The following is an 18,236-nucleotide window of genomic DNA, read 5'->3' as shown; positions in this document are numbered from 1 at the left end:
CGGCTGGAGGGCTGGGTCAAGGTCTGTCGCCGCCGAAAGCGGCTTTTGATTTGGGCGCCGCAAATTAGACGGTGCCAGCGAGGGTGGGCTGCGTTGCCGACCTGCGGACGAAGCTTTCGGTACCGTAGAAGACAACGATGGCGACGGCAGCCACCGCCCAGATCGCAACACCGATCCATTGCTGCTGCACATGGTCGGCGTCGATGAACACCTTGCCCAGGAAGCGCACGCTGTTCTGATGGGTGACATGCATGAGAATGGCGAGAAGCACACTGCCGGTGTTCTGATAGAGCCAGGTGAACACCACTGCCGCCAGCACGACGTTGATCGTGCCGTAGACGCTGAGATCGCCGACCAGGCCGAGCGGAAAATGCCAGATTGCCCAGATCGCGCCGAGGATCAGGCTTCCGGCCAGCGCTGAATGGCTGGCCATCAGCCGCGGTGTCGCAAAGCCGCGCCATCCCGGCTCTTCGCCAAGCGGGCCGCTGAAGACCGCATACAGCGCGATGATCGGCAGTATCTCAGTGACAGCAGGAATGTTGCTCCAGACCGGCGTCGCCGAGCCGAACAGCGGATTGACCAGGATCGAGGCAAGCTGCGTGCCGAATGGCAGGCCGAATGCCACCAGATACCACAGCGGAGATACCCGCCACTTCACCACGGAAGCGAGAATGGCCTTGACCGAAGCCCAGCCTCCGGAAAGGGCTGCGACAACGAATCCGGAGACCATCGGGCCGAAGGTAAACCAGGGAATGCTATCGCCATTCGACAGGTAGAACGGGATGAAGGCAAACCAGCTCAGGGCAAGCGCCAACGAAAAGAAGGCAGCCAACTGATGCTGCCGCACCAGGTGCAGGAACGAAGTCATGTCAGTCCTCTCACGGGCAGATGACAATGAGAGGTCGCCGGGCTGCCCAATCGGTCGACTTGCATTTTTTACAGCCGGCCGAATCATTCCGGGAGGCTATGCGTGGACCACGTCGGTCGACCCGTTTCTTATTGGCACCGGCGCGACCCGAAATCCTGAGCGGGTTCTGAGAAATTTCCGATATTCCATGCAAAATCGGTCAGTTAGATCGGCTGGAGCACCTGCCGACACTGCGACCGTGCGTGGTTCCCGTTTGTCGTCTCTCCGTCATACACCCTGCCTATAGGCTGTGCGAAAGACCCGCTTCCGAGCAAACCGGAACAGGCGGGCAAACAGCCAGATTAGGACATGACCGGGACTTGGAATCGCATCGACCCCATCCGTCAGATCGAGTTTGCAAACGCCGTCGCTGTTGAGATCGAGCGCGTGCTGGCGCGGCAAGGCAAGGTGACGAACAGCGATGCGGTCGTCGCAGCGGGCAGGGTCGCCGGGGCCGTTGCCGCCGCCGTCGCCCTGCTTGCGCCGACCGACATCAGGGCGATCGACACCATGCAGGAAAGATTGCCCGGCATGGCGTCGCGGTTCGTGCGGATATTGGCGGCCGAAGCGACGGAACGCCGTACCCGGACGCCTCTGTCGACGGCGCACGAAGGCCAAGGGGCAGACATCCAACCCCTGGCCGGAACGGGCGACCTCGACGCGATGCGGGTCGAGGACTGGGCCGGTCGGGTCGCCGGGTCGACCTTCCTGCAGGAAAATCTCGGCATATCGCGCTCGACCCTGCATCGCTGGCAGCGGAGCGGCACGGTCGTTGCGTTGCGCACCGGTGGCCGCAAACATGTATTTCCTCTGGCGCAGTTCGTCGACGGCAGGCCGGCTCCGGGTATCAACGAAGTGTTATCCGCGATGCCCGATCCGCGGCGTGCCTGGTCGTGGCTGGTCGGCCCCGCGCCCGGCCTTGCCGGACGTATTCCCATTGAAATGCTCAAACAGGATCTGGTGGCGGAAGTCGTTCTTGCCGCACAGAACGCAGCGATGGCGAAGTTGGCTTGATTTTCGCCGCCAACGTTAGAAGTCTATTCCAAAAAATAACACGTAAAAGGAATGTCAACCGGACTATGACCGGTTTGCCGGCTAATGGAATAAGTATAGTTTCGTACAATTGTGACAATGTCTCGTTTGTGCCGGGAGCAAACGTGAAGAAAATATGAAGTGATATTTGTGCAACATGGATTTCTTCTGTTATACAAACATTGATTATTTTTGGAATCGTCATTGAGACTGGAATGCGGATGAGTATGTTCGCCGCCTGAAGAGGGGGTGCGGTGCGCGCCTTTTTCGACGTGGGTGAGGCGTTCAGCCGTTCAACCCATGAATCCAAAGCCATTTTTAACTTTGACTGGAGAGGTCAGAAAATGAATATCAAGAGCCTTCTTCTCGGCTCAGCCGCGGCATTCGTCGCGGTCTCCGGCGCGCGCGCCGCCGACGCTGTTGTGGTCGCCGAGCCGGAACCCGCTGAATACGTCAAGATCTGCGACGTCTACGGCGCCGGCTACTTCTATATCCCCGGCACCGAAACCTGCCTGCGCATCGGCGGCTATGTCCGCTATGACGCCAGCTTCGGCGACGGTGGCCGCGTTTTCGACGGCGCGACGACCCACGACCTTATGGACGGTGACGAACAGCAGACCTGGAACAAGAATGCCCGCTTCAATTTGAAGACGTGGACCGGCCAGGAAACCGAGCTCGGCACGTTGAAGACCTACACCGAGACCCGTTTCAACTTCGGCAATACCAAACACACCGTGAGCGGTGTTGATTTCAGCGTGCAGGACAACAAGGCGGTTACCCTGAACTTCGCCTGGATCCAGCTTGGAGGTTCCCGCGTCGGCAAGGATGAAACTGTCTATGATTCGTTCATCGGCTACGCCGGCAACGTCGTCCAGGACACCATCATCCCGTACGGCACCAAGGACACCAACCTGATCAGTTACTATTTCGACGGCGGTAACGGCTTTACGGCAGTCGCCTCGGTCGAAACAGGCTCCGGCGCTGACCAGTCGATCGACAGCTACGTTCCGTTTGTCGTCGGCGGCGTGAAATACAAGGGTGACTGGGGTGCGATCACCGCCGTCGGCGCCTATAACAGCACGTCGGAAGAATGGGCCGGCAAAGCTCGCCTCGACGTCAAGCCGATTACTGACCTGACCCTGTTCGTGATGGCGGGCTACGGCAGCGACGACAACGTCGCAAAGAACTTCTACAAGCCGTGGACTGGCAACTTTGCCGTCTGGGGCGGCGGCAGCTATGCCGTCAACAAGAAGACCTCTTTGAACGCCCAGGTCTCCTATACCGACGACAAAGACTTCGCCGTTGCGGCCAACGTCGCCTACACCATCGTTCCTGGTTACACGATCACCGCCGAAGTCGATTATTACGACAATTTCGATGCCGACGATGCCGACGCAATCGGCGGCATCTTCCGCTTCCAGCGCTCGTTCTGATCAAACGACGATCTCGCAAAAACGGCCCGTAGCGATACGCTACGGGCCGTTTTGGTTTGGCGGCGGATAAGTCGCTCATCTTGATTTCGCCATCGAACCGGTGACAAGCTCTGGTCATGGAATGGCGCGACGAGGGAATCATTCTCGGCACCCGCAAGCATGGCGAAACCAGCGCCATTCTCGAGGTGATGACACGTGCGCATGGCCGCCATCTCGGTCTCGTGCGCGGCGGCCGTTCGCGCAAGCAGCAGCCGGTCTTGCAGCCCGGCAACCGCGTCGACCTGTTGTGGCGGGCGCGGCTCGACGAACATCTCGGCACCTTCCAGGCCGAGGCCATCGAAATGAACGCCGCCCGGCTGATGGACAGCGCCGTTGCCGTTTACGGCTTGCAGACGATGGCCGCGCATTTGCGTCTTCTGCCCGAGCGCGATGCCCATCGCGGTCTCTATGAGACGCTCGCGGTCATGATCGCCCATCTCGACGATGCCGATGCCGCCGGCGAGCTGGTGGCCCGCTTCGAGCTGCTGGTTCTCGACGAACTCGGTTTCGGCCTCGATCTCAGCCAGTGTGCGGCGACCGGCACCAGGCAGGATCTTGCCTACGTCTCGCCGAAATCCGGCCGCGCCGTGTCGCGGGCGGCGGGCGCGCCGTGGCGCGACAAGATGCTGGCGCTGCCTGCCTTCCTGCAGCGCGGTTCGGGCCTGCGCGCCGATCCGGCGGCGATCGACGACGCCTTCCGGTTGACCGGCTTCTTTTTGACCCGCCATGTCTACGAGCCGCGCGGTATCGAACCACCCGGCGCCCGCGCCGGCTTCCTCGCCGCCTTGCGCAAGCATTATGCGGGCGGCAAGGCAATCGCCGGGGAAACCGCCGTCGGCGAAGCCATCAGGTGAGCGAAGTGGAACTCTACCCCGGCCGGGTTTCGCCGCTTGGCCTCGACATTATTTGACGCGGCCGATCACACCAGGGACCGGCGAGGTGGTGTGCGAGGGCAAAGTGGTGCACAAGGGCCGCACGCTGGCGGTTTCGGAAGCGGCGCTGAAGGATGCCAATGGCAAGCTGCTGGCTTTCGGCACCGAAACGTGCTCGATCTTTCCGGCGGCCAATCTGGCGGCACGTTGAATGGACCGGCCGTCTGGCCGCCGCATTTGAATGTCACTGAACATTGAATGTCAGTGACGACTGGCCTGGTTTGGGGGAACCGCCATGTTTGAAAGCCTGATTGGCCTCGTCGCCATCATCGCGCTGTTCGTCATCATTTCACGCCAGCAGCGCCGTATCGGCCTGATCGAGCGCGAGCTTGGCGCGTTGCGCAGCCTCGTGCTTTCGGGCGCGCCTGTCCTGCCGCCGCAAGCCAAGGAACCGGCTGCAAACGACAGCAAACCGGCGGATGGCGCAATCCCGCCGGCGGCGGCAGCCGACATGGCCGCATCGCCAGGGGCCGAGACCGCAGCGGTCGCATCAGCCACAGAGGCAGAAGCCGATACCGCGGCGCCGTCCGCACCCGAGCCGGCGCAACCGGCGGCAGCGGCGAAAGCCGCCCGCCAATCCGACGTCGAAACGGCGCTCGGTACCCGCTGGGCGGTATGGGTTGGTGGCATCGCGTTGGCGCTGGGCGGCCTGTTCCTGATCCGCTACACCATTGAGGCCGGCATTTTCGGGCCACGCGTGCGGCTTGCCATGGCGGCGGCACTTGGGCTGGTGCTGGTCGCCGGCGGCGAGTTCATCCGGCGCACCGGCTTCAGGGTGCCGGTGCAAGGTGCCGCCGGTGCCTATATCCCGGCGATCCTGACGGCGGCCGGCGCTTTCATCCTCTTCGGCACCGTCTACGCCGCGTACAGCATTTACGGTTTCATCGGCCCGGCGCTCGCTTTCACGCTGCTCGGCGCCATCGGGGTGGCGACGATCGCGGCAAGCCTGGTCCACGGTCAGGCGCTGGCCGGCGTAGGCCTGCTCGGCGCCATGGTGACGCCGCTACTCGTCGCCTCGCAGGCGCCCAATCCGTGGGCGCTGTTTGGCTATCTGGCGATCGTGCTCGCCGCCACCGGCGTCATTGCCCGCATCCGCGACTGGAGGCTCTTGATGGCCGCAGCCTTCGTCGCCACCGGCATCTGGACCATCTTCTACATGACCGAAGCGCCGGGGACGAACCTTTCCGTCATCCTCTTTATCGACGTGGTGACACTGGCCGTGCTCGCCTTCGTGTGGCTTGGCCGTCGCAGCGAAGCGGTCGCCGGCACCGGCTTCGACTGGCCGTCGATCGCGCCGGGGTTCTTCGACGCTCTTTCAGCGCTGGCCCTGTTCGTCGATCCGGTCTTTGCCGCCGCCGGCGATGCCCTGCAGGGCGCGGCCCTTATCGTAGCCCTGGTGGCGGTAGCGCTCTACCGTCCGCGAGCGCTTGCACTGCTGCACGCCGCCGGGCTGGCGACGGTGCTGGTCTATCTCGGCATCATTCCGCCGACCACGGTCGCCGCCGATTTTTCGGGCGGCGCTCTCGGTGTCGATGGCGTGCCGGTTGCGGCGTCTGATGCCTTGATGCTCAGGATCGGCATCGCGCTGGGCCTGGTCTTCATCGGCGCCGGCTTTTGGGCAGCGCGCCGTTTTGCGGCTCCTGGCTGGCTGCGCGCCGCCACATGGGCGGCATGGAGCGCTGTCGCGCCACTGGTCATCCTGCTGGCGCTCTGGTTCACCTTCGGCAATCTCGACCGTGACCTTGCTTATGCGGCCGCAGCGGCCGTTTTGGTCGGGATCTTCGTCGCCGGCGGCGAATGGATAGCGCGCGGCGAAGCGCCGCCGCTGACCGGCGGCGCTGCCGTCTCCTTCGCGCTCGCCGGCGCGGCGATTGCCGGCCTGCTGATGTTGCATATGGCCTTTGGTTCCGGCTGGACAACCATCCTGCTCGGAGCAGCCGCCGTTGTGCCGGCGCTGGCGACGCGCTGGCGCAGCTATCCGGTGCTTGGCTGGATTTCGGTCGGTGCGGTGATCGCAGTGCTCGGCCGTGCCGCCTTCGACCCGACCATCGTCGGTGCCGAGTTCCTGTCGAAAACACCGGTATTTAACTGGCTGCTGCTCGGATATGGCGTGCCGGCGCTCGCCTTCGGCTTTGCCGCCTGGCAACTCGCCCGCACAACCAATGGCCGGCCGCGCCTCGCCATGGAGGCCGGCGCCGCGCTGTTTGCTCTGCTCGCCGTTGCCATGCTGGTGCGTCATGCCATGCATGGTGGCGTCATCGACAGCGGCTCGATGACACTTGCCGAACAGGCGATCTATACGCTGATCGCCATCGGCGCCGGTGCAATCCTGGTCGCGATCGACATGCGCTCGCCAAGCTCGGTGCTACGTTACGGCTCGATGGCTGCTGGGGTGCTCTCGGTCGCCTTCATCGTCATCCGGCATTTTGTGGTGCTGAACCCGCTGCTGACGGATGAATCGACCGGCGGCATTCCGGTGTTCAACCTTCTGTTCCTCGCCTATCTGTTGCCGGCAGTCGCGACAGGCGCACTGGCGCTCTATACCCGCGACAAGCGGCCGAAATGGTATGCGGCCATGCTTGCGGTTGTGGCGGCGGTGCTCGCCTTCGTCTATGCCACGCTGTCGGTCAGGAGGCTGTTCAAGGGCGAGTTCATCGGCCTGTGGAGCGGCCTCGGCCAGGTCGAGACCTATACCTATTCGGCGCTCTGGTTGGCCATCGGCGTGGTGCTGCTCACCGCCGGTGTCTGGCTGAAGTCGCAGGTGCTGCGCATAGCGTCTGCGGCGCTGATCGCGGTCGCCGTGCTCAAGGTCTTCGTCTTCGATATGTCGGAGCTGGAAGGCGTGTTGCGGGCGCTGTCCTTCATCGGCCTCGGCGCGGTGCTCATCGGCATCGGCTTGTTTTATCAGCGGCTGCTGACAAGGGCGGCGAAAGAAAAGCTCGAGACGAGCAATAGCTGACGATTTCAATTTGGCCGGGAATAAAGCTGGCATCGGCAGCGTTATTCAGTTGCTTGGGTGACCGGGGCGGCGGACCGCTTCGCGCTGGCCGCTTGCGCCGCGCCGCAAAGGCGCGTTCAATCACCACGGACAGGGGCTCCAGAACCAGCGGTCATGGACGAAAAGAAGGCAGCAATCCTTGGTGAAATACCGCGTTTGCGCCGCTATGCACGCTCGCTGTTGCGCGACCGCGATTCCGCCGACGATCTCGTCCAGGATTGTCTCGAGCGGGCGCTTGTGCGGCTCGACAATTGGCAGACAGGAGAAAGCCCCAGGAGGTGGCTGTTTACGATCATGCATCATTTGTTCATCGACCAGATGCGCAAGGTGAACCGGCGCGGCGAGGCGGCGATGCTGCCGCTCGAGGCAAGCGAGGCGCAGGCAGCACCCGCCGAGCAGGTCGAGAGCATCGCCTCGCGCGAGATCGTCGACGCGCTGCAGGCGATCAGCCCTGACCGGCGCGCGGCACTTGTGATGGTCGCCATCGAAGGGTTTTCCTATGCCGAAGCCGCCAACATCCTTGGGGTTCCTGCCGGCACCTTGATGTCCCGCATCGCGCGCGGGCGTGAGGAACTGCGCGCGCTGCTGGATGATACCGCGCGCCGCCGCTCGATAAGGATCGTCGAGAAATGAGCCGGCGCGATTTCTCCGAACGCGACATCCACATGGCTCTCGATGGCGAGTTGCCGGGCGACGAGCGGACGGCCTATGAGGCATGGCTCGAGGCCAATGCCGAGATGAAGGCCAAGAGTGCACGCTACGCCGCCGACCGGGCAGCATTGCGCGCAGCCTTTAACGGCGTGCTGGACGAACCCGTACCGGTGCGGCTGAACAAGGTGGTGCTTGGCGAGGCGTCGGTGGTCAGAGCGGCGCCGTCGCGCTCGCGTTGGTGGCTTGCGGTCGCCGCTGCCGCCATGCTGGTGATTGGCGGTGCTGGCGGCTATCTTGCCGGCATCGGCGGCCTCGGCCTGGAAAATACGGCCGAGGACCAGCTTGCCGAAGAAGCGATCGCCGCCCACGTCATCTATGCCGCCGAAAAGCGGCATGCGGTGGAAGTGCCGGCAAGCGACAAGGATCATTTGCAGAGCTGGTTGTCGAACCAGGTGGGTTTGAAGCTCGTCGCGCCGGATCTGGCAGCGCAGGGATTCCAACTGGTCGGTGGCCGGCTGCTGCCTGCCGGCCAGGGCAAGGCCGCGATGCTGCTTTACGAGGACGACAAGGGCGCGCGCATTTCGCTCTTCGTCACCGCCGAATCGGCTGCCAAGGCCAAGGGCACCTATGGGTCGGAAGAAGATGGTCCTGCGGCTATCTACTGGCTGGACAAGGGTTATGGCTGCGCCGTCGTCGGCTCGCTGCCGCGCGAGCGGCTGGCCGCGGTGGCCAAGAGCGCCTATGGCCAGCTTCTGGCGGCCTTGCAAAGCTGAGCAGGATCTCATTTTTCCGGAGCCGCGCCGATGCCGAAACACGGAGGTCGCTCAAAGCCTTTGCGCGACCTGCCTGCTGTCAAAACTGTCACAATTCGGCCCTAATCGAGGTGCGATAGCGCTTGCTTAATGCTGGCACTTCGGCTGGTGTGACCGATGTTTAGACTAGGGTCGTTTCCACAACCCAATCGAGGTTTTCTGAGCCCGCATGCCTGCCGAGATTCGCAAGGCCCGCGCGTCCGACGTCGATGACCTCGCCGCCATCGAAAAAGCTGTTTTCTCGAGCGACCGCATTTCTCGCCGTTCCTTTCGCCAACTGATCGAACGCGACACCGCCGAACTGCTGGTTGGCGAAAGCGATGGCCGCGTCGCCGGCTATGCAGTCGTGCTGTTTCGCAAGGGCAGCGGCGTCGCGCGGCTCTATTCGATCGCCGTCGGTCCATTTTTCGGCGGCCGTGGCGTTGGCCGCCTTCTGCTGGAAGAGGCCGAGACCGCTGCTTTCGAGCACGGCCGCATGATGCTTCGTTTGGAAGTCCGCGAGGACAACCCGCGCGCGATCCAGATCTACGAGCGGAGCGGCTACCGCAAGATCGGCCGCGAACCGGACTATTACGAGGATGGCGCCACGGCGCTGCGCTATGAAAAGACCTTGCGTGGCGACATTCCGGTCGCCACCGAAGTGTCGTTTTATCAGCAGACTTGCGAATTCACTTGCGGACCATGCTGCCTGATGATGGCGATGGCTTACTTCGGCCCCGGCTTCGTGCCGGACCCGGTGATGGAAATCCGGCTGTGGCGTGAGGCGACGACCGTTTTCATGATGTCCGGCCCCGGCGGCTGCGAGCCGTTCGGGCTGGCCGTCGCCGGCTATGAGAGCGGGCTTGCTGCTGAGATCTATGTGTCCTTCTATGGCGCGCTTTTCCTGCAGTCGGTGCGCAGCGAAGACAAGCGCCGGGTGATGGAGCTGGCGCAGGTCGACTTTCGCCGCCGCGCGGAACTTTACGGCATCCCGGTGAATTACCGTTCATTCGGGCTTGACGACATTCGCACCGCGATCGCAGAGGGAAAACTGGTACTGGTCCTGATCAGCGGCTTCCTGATGTTCGGCAAGAAGGTTCCGCACTGGGTATTGGCCATTGGTGACGATGGCGATCATATCCTGATCCACGACCCCTGGGTCGAGGACGAGCGGCAGGAGACGATCCTCGATGCTGCCAACATTCCCGTGCCTTACGGCATCTTCATGAACATGGCGCAATTCGGCCGCGACGGATTGCGCGCCGCCATCACTCTCGGAAAGCGCGACAGCCAATGACCTGGGTCATCCTTACCGGCCGGCAGAACGATCTCGACCAGGTGGCGACGCCGCACAAGATTATCACCAATCGCGACTACCTTGCCCATCCGGCACTGTTTCGCGGGCAGCGGCCGAAGGTCATCAACCTATCGAACAATTACGGCTACCAGAGCCGCGGGTATTACGCCTCGCTGCTCGCCGGTTCGCGCGGCCACAAGGTCATCCCGACGGTCGAAACGATGATCGACCTGTCGGAGCGCAAGCTCTATGAGCATGCGTTGCCGGAACTCGAACTCGCACTCAACAAGTGCCGCAAGGATTTGGGCGGCGCTTTCCCGCAGAAGGTCTGCATTTTCTTCGGCATAGGACCGTCCAGGATCTGGGACCGCTTCGCCAAGCTGCTGTTCGACTGGTTTCGTGCCCCGGCGCTCGAGGTCCACATCAGGGACAGCGCCGAATGGGCCTCGATCCGCAAAATTGGCTTCCATCCCCTGGCCAGGATGACCGAGGACGAGGAAACGCACTTTCTCCAGTGCCTGGAGACCTACACCAACCGCGAGTGGCGCGACACCAAGGGCCGCACGCCGGCGCGCTACACTTTCGCCACGCTGGTCGATCCGCATGAGGAACTGCCGCCGTCGGAGATTTCGTCGCTGCGCCACTGGGCCAAGATCGCTGAAAAGATGGGCGTCGAAATCGAGCCGATCACCAAGCGGGATCTGGCCAAGCTCGCCAACTACGACGCGCTGTTCATCCGCGAGACCACCTCGATCTCCAACCACACCTACCGCTTTGCCCGCCGCGCCCAGCAGGAAGGCATGCCGGTCATCGACGATCCGCTGTCGATGATCCGCTGCACCAACAAGGTCTATCTCAACGAGCTGATGACCTACAACAAGGTACCGGTGCCGCCGACGGTGATGATAGCCGGCATCTCGGATCTGGAAGTTGCGGCGCAGACGCTGGGCTTCCCCCTGGTGCTGAAGATCCCGGACTCCTCGTTTTCGCGCGGCGTCAAGAAATGCGGCACCTTCGAAGAGTTAAAGACGCTCGCAACCGAATGGCTGGAGGATTCCGACCTCCTGATCGCGCAAAAATTCATTCCGACGGAATATGATTGGCGCGTCGGTGTCCTCGGCGGCCAACCCTTGTTTGCCGTCCATTATCTGATGGCCAAGAAGCATTGGCAGATCGTCAATCATAAGGCCAACGGCAAGCCCGACCAGGGCGGCATCAAGACCTTCACCCTGAAGGAAGCGCCGGCCCATGTCGTCGAGACGGCGGTGAGCGCGGCGCGCTGCATCGGCGACGGCCTCTACGGAGTCGACCTCAAGGAGACCAGGGACGGCGTCTTCGTCATCGAGGTCAACGATAACCCCAACCTCGACCACGGCTGGGAAGACTCCGGCGAAAAAGACGAGGTCTGGGTGCGGCTGACGCAGTGGTTCCTGGAGCGATTGGACCGGCCGGGCCGATGACATCCGAATTGAGGGGAAAAAGATGCTGTTCTTCGTAACCGAGGATTTTCGCGGCTGCGACCGTAAGGAGATCTACCGCCGTTTCCGCGACCAGGGCCGCCTGAAGCCGGACGCGCTGCTCGTGCACCACAGCTGGATCGCAGCGGATATGAGCCGCTGCTTCCTGCTGGTGGAGGCCGATGACGTCACACTCCTGCAGCGGTGGGTCATCGAATGGGCGGATCTGGTCGAATTCGAGATCGTTCCCGTGGCGACGAACAAGGATATGGTGGAGGCGTTGAGCGGACATCTCTGACCTGCGCGCGCTTCGACGAGGTATATCCAGACATTGTATTGATGGCAGATGTCCAGGCTGAGCCGATGACTGGCTCGCCCGGCTGTCGCACTTAGCCGGATTGCCTGATCGTCGCGTTCGACTTCAGCAGCCGGTTGATGTCCGACGCTTTCGATGGCACGCCGATCAAATAGCCCTGGGCCTCGACGCAGCCCTCCTTTTGCAGGAATTCAAGCTGCGCTTCGGTCTCGACACCCTCGGCGGTGACGGTGATGCCCAGCTGTGCGCCAAGCCCGATGATGGTGCGCACGATCGCCGCGGTATCGCGACTGTCGATGTCACGGGTGAAAGAGCGATCGATCTTGATCTTGTCGACGGGAAAGCGCCTGAGGTAGCCGAGCGAGGAATAGCCGGTGCCGAAATCGTCCAGCGCTATGCGGACACCCAGATCGCGCAGCTGCCTCAGTGTCTTGAGCACCAGATCGCTCTCGTCCATCAGCACCGTTTCGGTGATTTCCAGTTCAAGCCGGTTGGCCGGCACGCCCGAGAACGCCAGCGCCGAGATGACGCTGCGGGCAAAGGTGCCGCTTTTGATCTGCACGGCGGAGACATTGACTGCGATGCGCAAAGGCGCCCAGCCTGCCGCGGTCGTGCAGGCTTTCCGCAGCGCCCATTCTCCAAGCGGCACGATCAGCCCGGTCTCCTCGGCGGCCGGAATGAAGTCGTCCGGACGCACCAGGCCGCGCACTGGCGAACGCCAGCGCATCAAGGCTTCGGCACCGACGATTTCGCCGGAGGCGATGTTCATGATCGGCTGGAAATCCAGCTCGAATTCCCGGCGCGACAACGCCGCCCTGAGATCGATTTCGAGCGCCCGGCGCGCGCGCACCATCGCATCCATGGCTGGTTCGAAGAAACGGTAGAGGTTGCGCCCTTCGCTCTTTGCCCGATAGAGCGCCATATCGGCGTTTTTCAGCAAAGTGTCGGTGTCCTTGCCGTCATTCGGAAACAGCGCGATGCCAACACTGATGCCGACGCGCATGTCGTGTCGCTTGTCGCGAAACGGCTTTCCGATGATCTCGACGATGCGTTTGGCCAGTTTTTCCGCATCGCCCGGGCTTTTGAGATTGAACTGGATTATGACGAATTCGTCGCCGCCGAAGCGAGCGACAACGTCCGTTTCATTGCGCAGGCACCGTTGCAGCCGTTCGGCCACGCATTTCAGCAGCCAGTCGCCGGAAGGGTGGCCCCAAGTATCGTTGACCGCCTTGAAGTGATCGAGGTCGAGCGAGAATATCGCCAGCGATCCGTCTTTCGTCTCGCTAAGGGCTTGGTCGAGCCGTTCGCGAAGCATCGAGCGATTGGGCAGGTTGGTCAGTGTGTCGTGATGCGCAAGGTGGGTCATGCGCTCTTCCACGCGCCTGCGCTCGGTCACGTCGTCGAATGTCGCGACCCAGCCGCCGCCGCTCATCGGCCGGCGTGCAACCAGCAGCGTTCTGCCATCGGCAAGATGGCGATGCGTTACGTGTGTTTTGCCCGCCCGCAGGCAGGCTTCGATTTGCGAAATTTCGCTGTCGGGGTCGAGCTTTGTGTAAATGCCCAGTTCCAGCAGCCGCTTAAAGGCATCACGGTGGCTCATGCCAAGCGGGAGGTCGGCCGGCCTGACATGGTAAAGTTCCAGAAAACGTTCGTTGCGCACGATCAGCTTGCCGTCCGCGTCGTACATCAAAAGTCCTTGCGACATGTTGGCAAGTGCCGCGTCGAAACGGCGGTGCTGCTCCTTCAACTCCTGCTCGGCGCGCCGTTGCTCGGTGATATCCTCGTAGATCGATACCCAACCGCCCGACGCCAGCGGCCGGTGCGAAATGTTGACGACACGCCCGTCTGCAAGCGTTTCCTCATAGGTGGAAGGTTTTGCCTGGTCGATATAGGGCTTGCGAATGGCATAGAGTTGCTCAGCGCTTTGCGAGGCGATGCCGATGTCCACGCTGTGCTGGAGGATGTCGAAAAACCGGATGCCGGGCCGTACCACTTCGGCGTCGAGGCGAAAGATACTGATGTAGTTCCTATTGCAGATGATCATCCGTTCATCGGCATCGAACATGCACAGGCCATGCGACATGTTCTCGACCGCTGCCGAAAAACGCTCGTTCTGTTCGCGCAGCTCGTCTTCAATCCGTTGCGGCAGACCAACGCCTTTGACCCGTCGTCGGCGGACGGGCGAACCTGCCTTGATACCGGCAACGGGCATGTAGCGCGCCTATGGACCGTGGTTAACCACGGCACTCTTGTCCTTGCCGGTTAATTTACCGTTTTCAGCCGGCTGGAACGGCAGTCTGGCGTCGCGACTTCTCGATCGCCGCAAACCGTTTGAGAAAGGCATTCTGCGCCCAGGTCACCGAGCGCGGCGTGACATCGAAGCGCTCGGCATTGAAGCCGCGCGGCCGGCCGAAGAACTCCGTCGCCTCTGCCGTTGAAAAACCCGCAAGCAGCGTCGCTTCGAAATAAGCGGCGATCTGATCCGCTCGCTTGATCTCCTTGCGCAGTCCCGCGTCGAGTTCCGCTGGCAGCGAAAAGCGCAGATGGATGGCGCGCTGCAGCCTGATCTCGCAGTCCCTGTAGCTGCCGCCCATCACGGACTTGAACGGCGAGATCATGTCGCCGATGACATATTCCGGCGCGTCGTGCAGCAGCGCCGCCAACCGCGCATCGGCGTCGGCATCCGGCATCAGCTCGCCGACAAGCGTTTCGACGAGCAGCGAATGCTGGGCGACCGAAAAGGCGTGCTCGCCTCTGGTCTGGCCGTTCCAGCGCGCGACGCGGGCAAGGCCGTGAGCGATATCCGAGATCTCGATGTCGAGCGGCGAGGGGTCGAGGAGATCGAGCCGTCGCCCGGACAGCATGCGCTGCCAGGCGCGCGGCGGCGCCCCGGCGCGATCGGCCGCCATCAGGCCTCCTCCGCGCCGACGGCTTCCTGCGGAAAGCTGAATTTCGCCCAGGGCGGGATGGTGAGCGACACGGCGACATCGTCAGCCAGGATCGGCAGGCCGGCGTCGAACGCTGCCTTGACCCGGTCGATGCGGGCAATGGCGAGGCCTGTCGTGCCGGCGGTCGAGCCAAGCGTGCCGACCGGCCGCCCCTCCACGGTCAACTCTGCGCCCGAGGCGGGCAGGGAGCGTTCGGCCGAGACGATCAACACCCGGCGTCTGGCAGTGCCGCGATGCTGCATGCGCGAGACAACCTCCTGGCCGACATAGCAGCCCTTCTTGAAGCCGACGCCGCCGATCTCGTCGAGCAGCACGTCATGCGGAAACGCATCGCCGAGCTGATAGTCGGTGCCGCTTTCGGCAATGCCATGGGCGATGCGAAAGGCTTGCCATGCGGCAAGGTCGCCTCCTTCTGCGGTGCCATCATAGAAGCGTTTGACGATAGCATCGACGAACCGCCCATCGGCAAACGGTGCTGATTCAAATTGCGAGGCAGTTGAAGCGCTTTCCCATAGGACGGTCACAACAGGCTGATCAAGCTTGGAAATTTGGACTTTGGCGCGCAACTTGTAGAGCGTCAGCCGGCGCATGAAATCGTCGGCGGTCTCGGCACGGCATTCGAGGCGGAAAGCATTTTCGCCGGCGCGCGAGATCAGGAAGTCGAAAAGGATCTTGCCTTGCGGCGTCAGCAGGGCGCCGGGCTTTGCTTCGCTGCTCCCGAGCACGTCGAGGTCGGTAGTCAGGATGTTCTGCAAAAAGTGCGCGGCATCCGGCCCGGACACGGAAACGAGTGCGCGATCTCTGAGCGAGGCAAAGGGCATGGTGGGAAAACGAGCCTGATCTTGCAAAACTGTCGGCCATTACGTAAGCCGCTGGCACTTCCCCCGCAAGAGACCTGATCCGCATGGCCCCCATCTACGATCTCATCCTGACAGGTGGCACCGTGGTCAACCACGACGGCGAGGGTTTTCGCGACGTCGGCATCAATGGTGGGCGCGTCGCTGCCATCGGCGATCTCCGCCAGGCGTCGGCCGGCGAGACAATCGACTGCCGCGGACTGCATATCCTGCCGGGCGTCGTCGATAGCCAGGTGCATTTCCGCGAGCCGGGACTGGAGCACAAGGAAGATTTGGAGACGGGCTCGCGGGCAGCGGTGCTTGGCGGCGTCACCGCCGTCTTCGAGATGCCGAACACCAATCCGCTGACTACCAGCGAGACGACCCTTGCCGACAAGGTGCGGCGTGCCACCGGCCGCATGCATTGCGACTTTGCCTTCTGGGTCGGCGGGACCCGCGACAATGCAAAAGACGCTGGCGATCTCGAGCGGCTGCCGGGTGCGGCCGGCATAAAAGTGTTCATGGGCTCGTCCACCGGCGACCTGCTGGTCGAGGACGACGAAGGCGTTGCCTCGATCCTGAGGAACACACGCCGCCGCGCCGCCTTTCACTCCGAGGACGAGTTCCGGCTGCGCGAGCGGCTCGGCGAGCGCATCGAGGGCGATCCGTCCTCACATCCGGTGTGGCGCGACGAGATCGCCGCATTGCGCTGCACCGAGCGCCTGGTGCGCATCGCGCGCCAGGTCCGTGCCCGGATCCATGTGCTGCACATCTCGACCGCCGAAGAGATAGGCTTCCTCGAACAGCACAAGGATGTCGCGACTTGCGAGGCGACGCCGCATCATCTGACGCTGAGCGCAGATGACTATGCGCAGTTAGGCACGCTGATCCAGATGAACCCGCCGGTGCGCGCCGCGCGCCATCGCGAGGGGGTCTGGCAGGGCATTGCGCACGGCGTTGTCGATGTCCTCGGCTCCGACCATGCGCCGCACACGCTGGCCGAGAAGGCAAAACCTTATCCGGCGTCGCCGTCAGGCATGACCGGCGTGCAGACTTTGGTGCCGATCATGCTGGATCATGTCAACGCCGGCCGGCTGACGTTGCAGCGCTTTGTCGACCTGACCAGCCATGGCCCACAGCGCATTTTCGGCATCGCCAGGAAAGGCCGTATTGCCGCCGGCTACGATGCCGATCTGACCATCGTCGACCTGAAGCGCCGCGAGATCATCGCCAACGCCCAGCAAGGCTCCAAGGCCGGTTGGACGCCTTATGACGGCAGGCAGGTGACCGGCTGGCCGGTCGGCACTATCGTTCGGGGCCGGCGCGTGATGTGGGAAGGCGAGATTGCCACGCCAGGCCAAGGCAGGGCGGTGGAGTTTTCCGAGGCGTTGGCGGGCTAAGCTCCCTGCCTCAATAAGGGCCAGGCCTGACCACTCAATCCCCAGCGACGAAGAACGTCCATTGCCCGGTCGGCGTGATGCCGACGCGGTAGAAGATGTAGGCGCCGAACTGCTTCATGTTGTCATAGTCGCTGGCAGTGACGATCTTGAATAACTCGACCCGCTGCCTGGCATCGAGCTTGTCCAACGGCAGGGCGAAAAAATACGGCCAGACGTAGAGATCCTGCGGCGTGCCTGCATCGACATGGACATAGCCGGCATTGAGCACCTCTTCCAGGATGGCGAGGATTTCCTGGCCTTCCGTGTCGCCCGAAAGCCCTTTCAGGAAGGCGATCGGGTCGCCCTCCATGTCGCCCAGCGACAATTGGGTCATCATGTCGCCCGTGCCGATCAGCGGCCGCAGTCTTTCGATGTCGCCGCTTTTGCACGCCTCGACGATCAGATCGTGCATGCGCCTGACCGGTTCCGGCAACTTGGCAAGGTCGTAAACGACTTCGGGCACAGGCGCGTCCGGATCGACATGCGGATTGGCCATGCCGCCGTCGTCCGCTGGCCCTTTCGGTTCGGTTTGCCTTGGCTCGTCGGACGGAGTCGGCTGGCTGGCTGCAGGTGGCGTCGTGCCGAGCGGGCCGGGCATCGGCACGGTACTTCCGGGCGGCGACATGTCGCCGTCGGGCGGCGGCGTGACCGGCGAAGGCAGGTCTTCGCGCTTGATCTCGCTGAGGGCGTGAGCGGGACTGCTCGCAAGAAACAGTGCAAGGGGAATCGTGGCGCAGGAGGCGATAAGCCAAATGCTGAGGACCAGGCCGCGCGGCTTGCCTGATATCGAAAAATTCACCGCCTGCTACTCCCTGGTTCCAGGCCCACTCATGTGCCCGGACATGATGTGCCCGGACATGATGTCCGGCGACGCGCCGTCGTCAAAGAACCGGGGTCAGTGCCGCAGCCTTTCGGGCTCGAAGGCCCCGGCAACCACCTTTTCGCGCATGCGATCGAGCAGGGCAAGCGCCGAGGTCTCGCCATTGGTTCGCAGCATCTCGCCGAATGCCGTTTCGAGGGCTGCCTCGGCGATGATTTCCGGCTCGATCCCCGCCGACAATCCTTCCGCCCAGGCTTCGCTGTGGCTTTCCACGGCGGTCAGGCGCTTTTCTTCCCTGACCAGCGCGTCGATGTCGTTGACGCCATGTTCCATTGCGATG

17 protein-coding genes are annotated in these 18,236 nt (G+C 62.8%); 11 read left to right on the top strand and 6 right to left on the bottom strand.

Annotated features, from left to right (window positions below):
• Positions 1-64: 64 nt before the first annotated feature.
• Positions 65-868 carry a CPBP family intramembrane glutamic endopeptidase gene (locus NKI50_RS26120; protein WP_023719880.1) on the bottom strand — a complete coding sequence of 268 codons (804 nt, stop codon included), beginning with the start codon at positions 866-868 and terminating at the stop codon, positions 65-67.
• A gap of 348 nt (positions 869-1,216) precedes the next feature.
• Between NKI50_RS26120 and NKI50_RS26115 the strand changes: the two genes are divergently transcribed.
• The 10 genes from NKI50_RS26115 (at position 1,217) to NKI50_RS26070 (ending at position 11,835) form a co-directional block, all read left to right on the top strand.
• The gene (locus NKI50_RS26115) at positions 1,217-1,921 is read left to right on the top strand and encodes an antitoxin Xre/MbcA/ParS-like domain-containing protein (protein WP_352494848.1); all 705 of its coding nucleotides are present in this window, start codon (positions 1,217-1,219) and stop codon (positions 1,919-1,921) included.
• Positions 1,922-2,283: 362 nt separating this feature from the next.
• On the top strand, positions 2,284-3,372 hold the full coding sequence (locus NKI50_RS26110) for a porin (RefSeq protein WP_023719879.1): 1,089 nt from the start codon (positions 2,284-2,286) through the stop codon (positions 3,370-3,372).
• 116 nt (positions 3,373-3,488) lie between these two features.
• The gene (gene recO / locus NKI50_RS26105) at positions 3,489-4,265 is read left to right on the top strand and encodes a DNA repair protein RecO (protein ID WP_023719878.1); all 777 of its coding nucleotides are present in this window, start codon (positions 3,489-3,491) and stop codon (positions 4,263-4,265) included.
• Positions 4,266-4,317: 52 nt separating this feature from the next.
• Positions 4,318-4,494 carry a PaaI family thioesterase gene (locus tag NKI50_RS26100; RefSeq protein WP_023719877.1) on the top strand — a complete coding sequence of 59 codons (177 nt, stop codon included), beginning with the start codon at positions 4,318-4,320 and terminating at the stop codon, positions 4,492-4,494.
• 84 nt (positions 4,495-4,578) lie between these two features.
• Positions 4,579-7,302 (top strand): DUF2339 domain-containing protein, encoded by a 2,724-nt coding sequence (locus NKI50_RS26095; protein WP_023719876.1) that lies wholly within the window; start codon positions 4,579-4,581, stop codon positions 7,300-7,302.
• A gap of 153 nt (positions 7,303-7,455) precedes the next feature.
• A complete protein-coding gene (locus NKI50_RS26090) occupies positions 7,456-7,974 on the top strand; it encodes a sigma-70 family RNA polymerase sigma factor (protein WP_023719875.1) in 519 nt (172 codons plus the stop codon).
• Positions 7,971-8,765, top strand: coding sequence for an anti-sigma factor family protein (locus NKI50_RS26085; protein ID WP_352548974.1), 795 nt, complete (start codon positions 7,971-7,973; stop codon positions 8,763-8,765). The genes NKI50_RS26090 and NKI50_RS26085 overlap by 4 nt, the downstream gene beginning before the upstream one ends.
• Before the next feature lie 208 nt (positions 8,766-8,973).
• Positions 8,974-10,080 (top strand): peptidase C39 family protein, encoded by a 1,107-nt coding sequence (locus tag NKI50_RS26080; protein WP_352718017.1) that lies wholly within the window; start codon positions 8,974-8,976, stop codon positions 10,078-10,080.
• Positions 10,077-11,540, top strand: a complete 1,464-nt coding sequence (locus NKI50_RS26075; protein ID WP_023719872.1) for a RimK family ATP-grasp domain-containing protein — start codon at positions 10,077-10,079, stop codon at positions 11,538-11,540. Before NKI50_RS26080 ends, NKI50_RS26075 begins: the two co-directional genes overlap by 4 nt.
• A gap of 22 nt (positions 11,541-11,562) precedes the next feature.
• Positions 11,563-11,835, top strand: coding sequence for a DUF3303 domain-containing protein (locus tag NKI50_RS26070; RefSeq protein ID WP_023719871.1), 273 nt, complete (start codon positions 11,563-11,565; stop codon positions 11,833-11,835).
• A 91-nt stretch (positions 11,836-11,926) separates the two neighbouring features.
• Here the strand turns inward: NKI50_RS26070 and NKI50_RS26065 are convergent, their stop codons facing one another.
• The 3 genes from NKI50_RS26065 to ygfZ form a co-directional block, all read right to left on the bottom strand.
• Positions 11,927-14,065: a putative bifunctional diguanylate cyclase/phosphodiesterase gene (locus NKI50_RS26065; RefSeq protein WP_352718015.1), complete on the bottom strand. Its 2,139-nt coding sequence runs from the start codon at positions 14,063-14,065 to the stop codon at positions 11,927-11,929.
• A gap of 64 nt (positions 14,066-14,129) precedes the next feature.
• Positions 14,130-14,762 (bottom strand): YfbR-like 5'-deoxynucleotidase, encoded by a 633-nt coding sequence (locus NKI50_RS26060; protein WP_023719870.1) that lies wholly within the window; start codon positions 14,760-14,762, stop codon positions 14,130-14,132.
• On the bottom strand, positions 14,762-15,622 hold the full coding sequence (gene ygfZ, locus NKI50_RS26055; RefSeq protein WP_023719869.1) for a CAF17-like 4Fe-4S cluster assembly/insertion protein YgfZ: 861 nt from the start codon (positions 15,620-15,622) through the stop codon (positions 14,762-14,764). The genes NKI50_RS26060 and ygfZ overlap by 1 nt, the downstream gene beginning before the upstream one ends.
• 83 nt (positions 15,623-15,705) lie before the next feature.
• Here ygfZ and NKI50_RS26050 point away from each other — a divergent pair, with 83 nt between their 5' ends.
• Entirely contained in the window at positions 15,706-17,037 is a 1,332-nt protein-coding gene (locus tag NKI50_RS26050; RefSeq protein WP_352639516.1) for a dihydroorotase, read from the top strand.
• 34 nt (positions 17,038-17,071) lie between these two features.
• On the opposite strand, the gene NKI50_RS26045 is transcribed toward NKI50_RS26050, so the two are convergent.
• Together NKI50_RS26045 and NKI50_RS26040 are read right to left on the bottom strand one after the other, a co-directional pair.
• Complete coding sequence (locus NKI50_RS26045; RefSeq protein ID WP_023719867.1) at positions 17,072-17,875, bottom strand: hypothetical protein; 804 nt, start codon at positions 17,873-17,875, stop codon at positions 17,072-17,074.
• A gap of 96 nt (positions 17,876-17,971) precedes the next feature.
• Positions 17,972-18,229 (bottom strand): hypothetical protein, encoded by a 258-nt coding sequence (locus tag NKI50_RS26040; RefSeq protein WP_023719866.1) that lies wholly within the window; start codon positions 18,227-18,229, stop codon positions 17,972-17,974.
• Positions 18,230-18,236 lie beyond the last annotated feature (7 nt).

Origin of the sequence: Mesorhizobium sp. M0563 (genome assembly GCF_040321065.1) — a bacterium.
Taxonomy (GTDB): Bacteria; Pseudomonadota; Alphaproteobacteria; order Rhizobiales; family Rhizobiaceae; genus Mesorhizobium.
This window is presented reverse-complemented; position numbering and strand designations above follow the sequence as displayed.

Bases quoted from the DNA above. Each gene is read 5' to 3' on its own strand.
- NKI50_RS26120 (WP_023719880.1), bottom strand. From the start codon at position 868: ATGACTTCGTTCCTGCACCTGGTGCGGCAGCATCAGTTGGCTGCCTTC.
- NKI50_RS26115 (WP_352494848.1), top strand. From the start codon at position 1,217: ATGACCGGGACTTGGAATCGCATCGACCCCATCCGTCAGATCGAGTTT.
- NKI50_RS26110 (WP_023719879.1), top strand. From the start codon at position 2,284: ATGAATATCAAGAGCCTTCTTCTCGGCTCAGCCGCGGCATTCGTCGCG.
- recO (WP_023719878.1), top strand. From the start codon at position 3,489: ATGGAATGGCGCGACGAGGGAATCATTCTCGGCACCCGCAAGCATGGC.
- NKI50_RS26095 (WP_023719876.1), top strand. From the start codon at position 4,579: ATGTTTGAAAGCCTGATTGGCCTCGTCGCCATCATCGCGCTGTTCGTC.
- NKI50_RS26090 (WP_023719875.1), top strand. From the start codon at position 7,456: ATGGACGAAAAGAAGGCAGCAATCCTTGGTGAAATACCGCGTTTGCGC.
- NKI50_RS26085 (WP_352548974.1), top strand. From the start codon at position 7,971: ATGAGCCGGCGCGATTTCTCCGAACGCGACATCCACATGGCTCTCGAT.
- NKI50_RS26080 (WP_352718017.1), top strand. From the start codon at position 8,974: ATGCCTGCCGAGATTCGCAAGGCCCGCGCGTCCGACGTCGATGACCTC.
- NKI50_RS26075 (WP_023719872.1), top strand. From the start codon at position 10,077: ATGACCTGGGTCATCCTTACCGGCCGGCAGAACGATCTCGACCAGGTG.
- NKI50_RS26070 (WP_023719871.1), top strand. From the start codon at position 11,563: ATGCTGTTCTTCGTAACCGAGGATTTTCGCGGCTGCGACCGTAAGGAG.
- NKI50_RS26065 (WP_352718015.1), bottom strand. From the start codon at position 14,065: ATGCCCGTTGCCGGTATCAAGGCAGGTTCGCCCGTCCGCCGACGACGG.
- NKI50_RS26060 (WP_023719870.1), bottom strand. From the start codon at position 14,762: ATGGCGGCCGATCGCGCCGGGGCGCCGCCGCGCGCCTGGCAGCGCATG.
- ygfZ (WP_023719869.1), bottom strand. From the start codon at position 15,622: ATGCCCTTTGCCTCGCTCAGAGATCGCGCACTCGTTTCCGTGTCCGGG.
- NKI50_RS26050 (WP_352639516.1), top strand. From the start codon at position 15,706: ATGGCCCCCATCTACGATCTCATCCTGACAGGTGGCACCGTGGTCAAC.
- NKI50_RS26040 (WP_023719866.1), bottom strand. From the start codon at position 18,229: ATGGAACATGGCGTCAACGACATCGACGCGCTGGTCAGGGAAGAAAAG.